Annotated in this window: 9 protein-coding genes and 1 other RNA gene; 8 read left to right on the forward strand and 2 right to left on the reverse strand. The window is 71.6% G+C overall.

The window, feature by feature from the left end:
• Both AOK18_RS07140 and AOK18_RS07145 read left to right on the forward strand, forming a co-directional pair.
• Window positions 1-679: peptide chain release factor-like protein (locus tag AOK18_RS07140; RefSeq protein WP_107100338.1), on the forward strand; the 679-nt coding region annotated here is incomplete at its 5' end.
• A gap of 311 nt (window positions 680-990) precedes the next feature.
• The gene (locus tag AOK18_RS07145; protein WP_055693769.1) at window positions 991-1,620 is read left to right on the forward strand and encodes an LPXTG cell wall anchor domain-containing protein; all 630 of its coding nucleotides are present in this window, start codon (window positions 991-993) and stop codon (window positions 1,618-1,620) included.
• A gap of 203 nt (window positions 1,621-1,823) precedes the next feature.
• Here AOK18_RS07145 and AOK18_RS07150 read toward each other — a convergent pair whose 3' ends face one another.
• Window positions 1,824-2,015, reverse strand: coding sequence for a hypothetical protein (locus tag AOK18_RS07150; RefSeq protein ID WP_055571890.1), 192 nt, complete (start codon window positions 2,013-2,015; stop codon window positions 1,824-1,826).
• Window positions 2,016-2,246: 231 nt separating this feature from the next.
• On the opposite strand from AOK18_RS07150, the gene ftsE reads away from it, so the two are divergent.
• The 6 genes from ftsE to AOK18_RS07175 all read left to right on the forward strand — a co-directional run bounded on the left by ftsE (window position 2,247) and on the right by AOK18_RS07175 (window position 7,368).
• Window positions 2,247-2,936, forward strand: coding sequence for a cell division ATP-binding protein FtsE (gene ftsE / locus AOK18_RS07155; protein WP_055571889.1), 690 nt, complete (start codon window positions 2,247-2,249; stop codon window positions 2,934-2,936).
• A gap of 29 nt (window positions 2,937-2,965) precedes the next feature.
• On the forward strand, window positions 2,966-3,883 hold the full coding sequence (gene ftsX / locus AOK18_RS07160; RefSeq protein ID WP_055571888.1) for a permease-like cell division protein FtsX: 918 nt from the start codon (window positions 2,966-2,968) through the stop codon (window positions 3,881-3,883).
• A 67-nt stretch (window positions 3,884-3,950) separates the two neighbouring features.
• Complete coding sequence (locus tag AOK18_RS07165; RefSeq protein ID WP_167738657.1) at window positions 3,951-5,114, forward strand: S41 family peptidase; 1,164 nt, start codon at window positions 3,951-3,953, stop codon at window positions 5,112-5,114.
• A gap of 67 nt (window positions 5,115-5,181) precedes the next feature.
• A complete protein-coding gene (gene smpB / locus AOK18_RS07170) occupies window positions 5,182-5,661 on the forward strand; it encodes an SsrA-binding protein SmpB (protein WP_055571886.1) in 480 nt (159 codons plus the stop codon).
• 158 nt (window positions 5,662-5,819) lie between these two features.
• Window positions 5,820-6,223, forward strand: a transfer-messenger RNA (tmRNA) gene (gene ssrA / locus AOK18_RS30430).
• Window positions 6,224-6,351: 128 nt separating this feature from the next.
• The gene (locus AOK18_RS07175; RefSeq protein WP_079104880.1) at window positions 6,352-7,368 is read left to right on the forward strand and encodes an extracellular catalytic domain type 1 short-chain-length polyhydroxyalkanoate depolymerase; all 1,017 of its coding nucleotides are present in this window, start codon (window positions 6,352-6,354) and stop codon (window positions 7,366-7,368) included.
• Window positions 7,369-7,389: 21 nt separating this feature from the next.
• Here the strand turns inward: AOK18_RS07175 and AOK18_RS07180 are convergent, their stop codons facing one another.
• Entirely contained in the window at window positions 7,390-8,397 is a 1,008-nt protein-coding gene (locus AOK18_RS07180; protein WP_055693771.1) for a LacI family DNA-binding transcriptional regulator, read from the reverse strand.
• Window positions 8,398-8,825: the final 428 nt, after the last annotated feature.

Here is an 8,825-nt window from a genome sequence, read left to right on the forward strand (position 1 = left end):
GTGCTGCTCGGCCCAGCGCATGTACCTGCGCTGGGCCGAGCAGCACGGCTACAAGACCGAGATCTACGAGACGTCGTACGCGGAGGAGGCCGGCATCAAGTCGACCACCTTCGCCGTGCAGGCGCCGTACGCCTACGGCACGCTCTCGGTCGAGCAGGGCACCCACCGGCTGGTGCGCATCTCGCCCTTCGACAACCAGGGCCGGCGCCAGACCTCCTTCGCGGGCGTCGAGGTGCTGCCCGTGGTGGAGCAGACCGACCACATCGAGATCGACGAGTCCGAGCTGCGGGTGGACGTGTACCGCTCGTCCGGGCCCGGCGGCCAGGGCGTGAACACCACCGACTCCGCGGTGCGGCTCACCCACATCCCCACCGGCATCGTGGTCTCCTGCCAGAACGAGCGCTCGCAGATCCAGAACAAGGCCACCGCGATGAACGTCCTCCAGGCCAAGCTGCTGGAGCGGCGCCGCCAGGAGGAGCAGGCCAAGATGGACGCCCTCAAGGGCGACGGCGGCAACTCCTGGGGCAACCAGATGCGTTCGTACGTGCTGCACCCCTACCAGATGGTCAAGGACCTGCGCACGGAGCACGAGGTGGGCAACCCCGAGTCCGTGTTCAACGGTGAGATCGACGGTTTCCTGGAAGCCGGGATCCGCTGGCGCAAGCAGCGGGAGAAGTAGCCCCCGCGCACGCGAACAGCGCTTTGTCGACAAGGCAACTGCCGCCCCTGTGGCGGCAGTTGCCTTTTGTGCGTCGGGAATGCCGGGCTTTCGCATCACAATCGAAGCTCCGGCTCCCGGTAAAGCGCGCTTACCGGGACATCACGTACGCAACGGCCTTGACGTCCATATGAAAAGTAGGAAAGGTGACGCTCGGCATGCGTATCTCCGGGGCGCATGTGAACCGGGGGACGCTTCACCGCAGTCACCCCCGTTGATCACGGCCCCGAGTGCAGCCTCACTGACGATCAGCTACTGGGGGTAGCACGCATATGACGAAGAAGACGCGGATCCGCGTCGCACGCATCGCGGCCGGCGCCGTGATCGCCGCGGGTGCGTCGCTGATGGTGACGGGTGTCGCGCAGGCGGACCCCGGCGACCCGCCCTGTGACATCGTCGTCGACCTGGAGTGCGGTGAGGACCCCGAGGTCCCGACCGACCCCGAGGACCCGACCGACCCCGAGGTTCCCACGGACCCCGAGGTCCCGACCGATCCCGAGGTTCCGACCGACCCCGAGGTTCCGACGGACCCCGAGGTTCCCACCGATCCCGAGGTCCCGACGGACCCCGAGGTTCCCGCCGAGCCCGAGGAGCCGGGCGGCGAGGACCCCGTGGAGGAGCCCACCGAGAAGCCGGCCACCCCGGGTGGCGGCAACGGTGGCGGCGGCAACGCCCCGGCCGGCGGTGCCGGTGCCTCCGTGCAGGGGGAGGGGTCCTCGGCCCTCACCGAAACGGGCGACGCGCCCGCCCCGTCGGCCCAGGGCAACGGCAAGGAGCTCGCCGAGACCGGTGCCGCCGAGATGACTTTCCTGGTCATCGGCGCCGCCACGATGATCGCCGGTGGCGTCGGCTTCCGCGTGCTGCCGCGCTTCATGGGCAACCGCGGAGCCGCTGCCGCCTGACGGTGACGGCGCGCGCACGCACCGTGCGCGCGGCGGGAGAGACGGGCCGAGGGGCCCGGAGCGCGTTCGCCGCTCCGGGCCCCTCGGGCGTCCCTGTCCGTTCCGCGCGGGCCGTGTGCGCCCGCGTGCGGGAACCGCGCCGTACGGATCCGGGGCGCGGACCGGGTCTCCCCGTGCGGTCCGGCCGCTCCGCGCCGCCGGCGTCAGGCGGTCTGGTGGGCGAGCAGCGCCACCGCCGCGACCAGCACCACCAGCAGCGCGATCAGCGCCGTCGGGTTCAGGCCCGCGAGGAAGTTCACCTGCTGCAGCCGCTCGCGGTTCGCGCGGCACACCGGGCACCGGCCCTCACTCACGGGCGCGGCGCAGTTGGCGCACACCAGCCGGTCGTACGTCATGCGCTCGCCCTCCTCGCACCGGTTCCGGTCAGTACAACGCCCGCGGACACGCGAACGTTCCCCCTACCACTGTGCCAGGTTCCGCGGCGATCGGCGCGGCCCTCCGTGTGGCACCCGGCACATCCGGCATATAGCGCGCAAGTGTTGCGCAACCCGGTCCGGTGACTGCGGTCGGCCTCCCGCTTCGCGTAAGGTCACGCACATCTACCCCCGGCGACCCGTGGTGCACCCGTGATCCGATTCGACAACGTCTCCAAGGCCTACCCCAAGCAGAACCGTCCAGCCCTCCGGGATGTCTCCCTGGAGGTCGAGAAGGGCGAGTTCGTGTTCCTCGTGGGGTCCTCGGGCTCCGGCAAGTCCACCTTCCTGCGGCTGATCCTCCGCGAGGAGCGGGCCAGCCAGGGACAGGTGCACGTCCTGGGCAAGGACCTCGCGCGCGTCTCCAACTGGAAGGTGCCGCAGGTCCGGCGCCAGCTGGGGACGGTGTTCCAGGACTTCCGTCTGCTGCCCAACAAGACGGTCGCCGAGAACGTCGCCTTCGCGCAGGAGGTCATCGGCAAGTCCCGCGGCGAGATCCGCAAGTCCGTGCCGCAGGTGCTCGACCTCGTGGGGCTCGGCGGCAAGGAGGACCGCAGGCCCGGTGAGCTCTCCGGCGGTGAGCAGCAGCGCGTCGCCATCGCGCGGGCCTTCGTCAACCGGCCCAAGCTGCTCATCTGCGACGAGCCCACCGGCAACCTCGACCCGCAGACCTCGGTGGGCATCATGAAGCTGCTCGACCGGATCAACCGGACGGGCACCACCGTGGTGATGGCGACGCACGACCAGAACATCGTGGACCAGATGCGCAAGCGCGTCATCGAGCTGGAGAAGGGCCGCCTCGTCCGCGACCAGGCGCGCGGCGTCTACGGCTACCAGCACTGACGAGGACCGGAAAGGCTTAATCCCACGCCATGCGCGCCCAGTTCGTTCTGTCGGAGATCGGTGTCGGTCTCCGCCGCAATCTGACGATGACCTTCGCCGTCGTCGTCTCCGTCGCCCTGTCGCTCACCCTGTTCGGTGCCTCGCTCCTGCTGAGCGACCAGGTCACCAGCATGAAGGGCTACTGGTACGACAAGGTCAACGTCTCCATCTTCCTGTGCAACAAGAGCGACGCCCAGTCCGACCCCAACTGCGCCAAGGGAGCGGTGACCGAGGACCAGAAGGGGCAGATCAAGGGCGACCTGGAGAAGATGGCGGTCGTCGACTCCGTCACCTACGAGTCCCAGGACGCGGCGTACAAGCACTACAAGGAGCAGTTCGGCGACTCCCCGCTGGCCAGCTCCCTCACGCCGGACCAGATGCAGGAGTCGTACCGGATCAAGCTCAAGGACCCGGAGAAGTACCAGGTCGTCGCGACCGCCTTCGACGGGCGTGACGGGGTGCAGTCCGTGCAGGACCAGAAGGGCATCCTGGACAACCTCTTCGGGCTGCTGGAGGGCATGAACCTGGCCGCCCTCGCGGTGATGGCGCTGATGCTGATCGTCGCCCTGATGCTGATCGTCAACACGGTGCGCGTCTCGGCGTTCAGCCGTCGGCGTGAGACCGGGATCATGCGGCTGGTCGGCGCCTCGGGCTTCTACATCCAGGCGCCGTTCATCGCCGAGGCCGCGGTCGCCGGACTCATCGGCGGCGCCCTCGCCTGCGCCTTCCTGCTGGTCGGCCGGTACTTCATCATCGACGCCGGACTGGCGCTGTCGGAGAAGCTGAACCTGATCAACTTCATCGGCTGGGACGCGGTGCTGACGAAGCTTCCGCTGATCCTCGCCACCAGTCTTCTGATGCCCGCTCTGGCCGCCTTCTTCGCGTTGCGCAAGTACCTGAAGGTGTGACTCTTGCCGAAAGGGGCGTACGGTCAACCGGCCGTGCGCCCCTTCGTGTTGTCCTAGACTCACCGGCATGTCAGGTCGTGCCCTGTTCTGCGAGCCCCGTCGGATCCGCCGAGGGGGAGCCCTGACCTTGGTGTTCGCCGGCGTGCTCGTGGCCGGCGCGGCGACCGGCAGCCTGCCCGGACCGGCCGACCGCAGGCCCGCCGCGGGCAGTACCCAGGCGGCGGCCCCCGTCGGCCGGCACGCCGAGGTCGCCGAGGCGGCCGAGGAGGCCATGGCCGCCGGCACGTCCCCCGTGGAGGCCGCGCGGCGCGCCGTCAGCCGCAGCGGGGACCGGTGGGACGCCGTCTACTCCCCGGACGAGTACGAGGAGTTCGCGGACGCCCTCGACGGCCGGTACACCGGCGTGGGCCTGTGGGCCCGGGAGCGGTCCGGCCGCATCGAGGTGACCAGGGTGGGCGGCGGCACCCCCGCCGCCGACGCCGGCATCCGCGTGGGCGACCGGCTGCGCAGCGTCGACGGCGCGGCGGTCGACGGGCGGCCCGTCACCGAGGTCGTCTCCTTACTGCGCGGTGACGGCACCGGCGGATCCGCCGGCACCACCGTCCGCCTCGGCCTGGAGCGCGGCACGCGCACCTGGAGCGAGACCCTGCGCCGGGTCCGGCTCTCCCACGACGCCGTCACCGTCGACGAACTCCCCGGCGAGATCACCGTCGTCAAGGTCGCCGCCTTCACCAAGGGCTCCGGCGACGAGGTCCGGGAGGCGGTGCGGGAGGCCCCGGCCGGCACGGGCATCGTCCTCGACCTGCGCGGCAACTCCGGCGGGCTGGTCACCGAGGCGGTCACCGCGGCGTCCGCCTTCCTCGACGGCGGCCTGGTCGCCACGTACGACGTCGAGGGCGAGCAGCGCGCCCTGCACGCCGCGCCCGGCGGCGACACCGTCAGGCCCCTGGTCGCGCTCGTCGACGGCGGGACGATGAGCGCGGCCGAACTGCTCACCGGTGCCCTCCAGGACCGCGGACGGGCGGTCGTCGTGGGCTCCCGCACCTTCGGCAAGGGCACGGTGCAGGAGCCCGGCAGACTGCCCGACGGCTCGGTCGCCGAACTGACCGTGGGCCACTACCGCACCCCGTCCGGCCGGAAGGTCGACGGGCGGGGCATCGCCCCCGACCTGGAGGCCGGGGAGCGGGCGCTCCGGCAGGTGGGCACGATCCTCGCCGGCCTCGGCCGGTAGCGCGGGACCCGGCCACCGGAATCGGCTTTCCGCCCACCCCCTCCGTAGTGCCAAAATGGGCGGCACTATGGCTAAGGAAAAAGGGCGCAAGCTGATCGCGCAGAACAAGAAGGCGCGGCACGACTACCTCATCATCGACACCTACGAGGCCGGCCTGGTCCTCACCGGGACCGAGGTGAAGTCGCTGCGCCAGGGCAGGGCGTCGCTGGTGGACGGCTTCGTCCAGCTCGACGGCAACGAGGCGTGGCTGCACAACGTGCACGTCCCCGAGTACAGCCAGGGCACCTGGACCAACCACAGCGCGCGGCGCAAGCGCAAGCTGCTGCTGCACCGCGAGGAGATCGACAAGCTGGAGTCCAAGTCCCAGGAGACGGGGCACACCATCGTGCCGCTCGCCCTGTACTTCAAGGACGGCCGGGCGAAGGTCGAGATCGCCCTGGCCAAGGGAAAGAAGGAGTACGACAAGCGCCAGACGCTCCGCGAGAAGCAGGACCGGCGCGAGACCGAGCGGGCGATCTCGGCGGTCCGCCGCAAGCAGCAGGCGTAGGGCCGGTGCGGCGGACCCCCGTCGCCCGCCCGGGCGGCTCGCGGACCGTCCCGGAGCCCCGGAGCCGTCGCGCGGGAATACGCTGGCACCGACCCGTGTTGGTCACGTACGATGGCGGCAGCACCTCGCAGTGGGTGCGCACCTTGAGAAAAGAACATGGGGATGATCGGTTTCGACAGCGGCTGTCGAAGCAGGGGAAGCGTGTCGAGGAAGCGGCCATGATCTCGTAAACCACAGGCCGAAAAAAATAATCGCCAATTCCAAGCGATCCATCTCCCAGGGCGAGCTCGCCCTCGCTGCCTGATCTTCAGGTAGCGAGCAGCGGCTCCCCTACCAAAGGGAGTGTCAGCCCGGGGGTGTTCCCGACCCGGTTCCTGGCATCATCTAGGGAACTAAACCTTGATCCCGGTCACGGGGTGAAGAGGGAAACCAAACAGTGACTGAGCCCGTCGGAGACTTGTCCGCGTGATCTCCGGGGCTGAGAAAAGCACAGCGGACTGCACACGGAGAAGCCCTGGTTCTGCACCGTTGGACGCGGGTTCGATTCCCGCCATCTCCACAATTCCCATGTGGGCACAGGCCCCGTCGCATCAGCGGCGGGGCCTGTGTCATGCGGCCACACAGGCGAGGGCGGCGGGTTGGGGTGCGGCCCCATATCGGGAGGTGGTTCACGCTTCTACCTTCCGTTCCATGACACAGACCGTTCCCACGGCACGGGCCGTTCCCACGACACGGACCGGCGCGGCGCTGCGCCGCACCGTCCTGGCGGTCCTCCTGGCCGCCCTTCTCTCCGTCCTGCTCACCCCCGTCCGGGCCTCGGCCGCCTCCCTCCAGGAGGTCACCGGTTTCGGCTCCGACCCGGGCGCCCTGAAGATGTACCGGTACGTCCCCGACGGGCTGCCCGCCGGCCGTCCGGTCGTCCTCGCCCTGCACGGCTGCACCCAGAACGCCGCGGCCTACGGCACCGGCACCGGCTGGCAGCAGCTCGCCGACCGCTGGAAGTTCTCCGTCGTGCTGCCGCAGCAGCAGAGCGCCAACAACCTCTCCGGCTGTTTCAACTGGTTCCAGACCGCGGACGTCCAGCGCGGCCGGGGCGAGGCCGCGTCCCTCGCGCAGATGGTGGACCGCCAGCTCGCCGACGTCTCCGGGGACGCCTCGCGCGTGTACGTCACCGGGCTGTCCGCAGGCGGCGGGATGGCGGCCGTGATGATGGCCGCGTACCCGGAGAAGTTCGCCGCGGGGGGCGTCGTCGCCGGACTCCCGTACGGGTGCGCGCAGGCCGCCGGGTCGCCGTACGTCTGCATGTACGTCGGCGCCGCCCAGACCCCGGGGCAGTGGGGCGACCGGGTGCGCGCGGCGCGGCCCGGGTACGCGGGGCCCTGGCCGTCGCTGACCGTCCTGCACGGCACGGCCGATCACACGGTGCGGCCCGTCAACATGACCGACCTCGTGGAGCAGTGGACCGAGGTGCACGGCGCGGACCGGACGGCCGACGTGAGCGACACCGTCGCCGGTTACCCGCACCAGGTGTTCCGGGGGCCGGACGGGGACGCGGTGGTCGAGACCTACACCCTCACCGGCATGGGGCACGGCCAACCCGTCGACCCGGGCAGCTCCGGCGAGCGGTGCGGGGCGGCCGGGGCGTACTTCCCGGACGTGGACCTGTGCGCCGCCCACCGGCTCGGATCGGCCTGGGGACTCGGCTGAGCGGCCCGCCGGCCGGGCGGGTCAGACCGGGCGCGGGCCCGTGCTGGCGCGCTCGGTCAGGCGGGGCGGGAGCAGGGTGACCTGCGGCACGGGGGCACCCGACAGCTTCTGGACCAGCAGGTGCACCGCACGGGTGCCCAGTTCCGCGGCCGGCACGGTGACCGAGGTGAGCGGGACGCGGGCCGAGGCGGCGACCGGCGCCGGGCAGACGGCGACGAGGGAGAGGTCGGCGGGGATCCGCAGGCCGAGCTGTTCGAAGGCGTCGGTCAGCGGGTCGAGCAGCGGTTCGTTGTGCACCACCACCCCGGTCGGCGCGGGCTGCTCGCGCAGCAGCCGCTCGGCGAGCGCGCGGGCCGCGCCCCGGTCCGCCCCGCACGGGTGCACGGCGGAGGAGAGCCGGTGCCGGTCGGCGGCGGCCGTGAACCCCCGCACGAGCCGGCGGGCGAACGCCGTGCGCCGGACGTACACCTCCGGCGGCGAGCCGACCAGCGCCACCGTCCGGTGCCCGAGCCGTGCCAGATGCTCCACGCACAGCTCGCCCGCCGCGCCGAAGTCCAGGTCCACGCAGGTCAGCCCGTCCGGCTCGGCCGGGACGCCGATCAGCACGGACGGCAGGGGCGAGGAGCGCAGTAACGGCAGCCGGGGGTCCTGGAGCTGGACGTCCATCACCACCAGCGCGTCCGCCAGCCCCGCCTCCGCGACCCGCCCGACGCCCTCCTCGCCCTCGTCCCGGGTGAGCAGCAGCACGTCGTGGCCGTGGGCGCGGGCGGCGGTGACCACCGACACCGCGAACTGCGTCACCACCGGTACGTGGACGCCGGAGCGCAGCGGCACCGACAGTGCCAGCACCCGCGCCCCGGCCCCGGTCCCGCCCCGGGCCCGGACGTGCGCGCGGTAGCCCAGTTCGCGGACGGCGGCCTGGACGCGGCGCCGGGTCTCGTCGGAGATCGGCCGCTTGCCGCTGAGCGCGTACGACACCGTGCTGGGGGAGACCCCGGCACGCCGGGCCACATCCGTGATCTTCACCATCGGGGGTCCTCCACTGACACGGTTCGCGGGGGGAGGGGCGGGAGGGGGAAGCGCGCCGAAGCCCGTCGAAGGCCGGGAGGTTCGTCGAAGCGCTTCGACGGGTGAAGGTATGTGCGGGCCGTGGGACCGTCAATGGTGCGGGCGGGAATCGGCGGAGTGGTTCGACCGCCCGGACGGACGGCGGTCCGGGACTCCGCACGGACGGCTTCCCGGCAGCCCTGACCCGCCGAGCCGCCTGACCTGCCGAGCCGCCTGATCCGTCGAGCCCGCCTAACCCGCCGGATCCGCCGACCCCACCGACTCCACCGGCCCCGCCGCACCGGGTCGGCGGGAGCCCGGTGGGCCGGACAGGGCCAGGGCGGTGAGCAGGGCGGTGGCGGCCGCCGCCACCGGGACCCCGTAGCCGGCCGCGGCGGAGGCGTGCTCGA

It is taken from the genome of Streptomyces prasinopilosus, assembly GCF_001419695.1.
In the GTDB taxonomy this organism is placed as follows: domain Bacteria; phylum Actinomycetota; class Actinomycetes; order Streptomycetales; family Streptomycetaceae; genus Streptomyces; species Streptomyces prasinopilosus.

Bases quoted from the DNA above. Each gene is read 5' to 3' on its own strand.
- AOK18_RS07165 (WP_167738657.1), top strand. From the start codon at position 3,951: ATGTCAGGTCGTGCCCTGTTCTGCGAGCCCCGTCGGATCCGCCGAGGG.
- AOK18_RS07150 (WP_055571890.1), bottom strand. From the start codon at position 2,015: ATGACGTACGACCGGCTGGTGTGCGCCAACTGCGCCGCGCCCGTGAGT.
- AOK18_RS07180 (WP_055693771.1), bottom strand. From the start codon at position 8,397: ATGGTGAAGATCACGGATGTGGCCCGGCGTGCCGGGGTCTCCCCCAGC.
- ftsX (WP_055571888.1), top strand. From the start codon at position 2,966: ATGCGCGCCCAGTTCGTTCTGTCGGAGATCGGTGTCGGTCTCCGCCGC.
- AOK18_RS07175 (WP_079104880.1), top strand. From the start codon at position 6,352: ATGACACAGACCGTTCCCACGGCACGGGCCGTTCCCACGACACGGACC.
- AOK18_RS07145 (WP_055693769.1), top strand. From the start codon at position 991: ATGACGAAGAAGACGCGGATCCGCGTCGCACGCATCGCGGCCGGCGCC.
- smpB (WP_055571886.1), top strand. From the start codon at position 5,182: ATGGCTAAGGAAAAAGGGCGCAAGCTGATCGCGCAGAACAAGAAGGCG.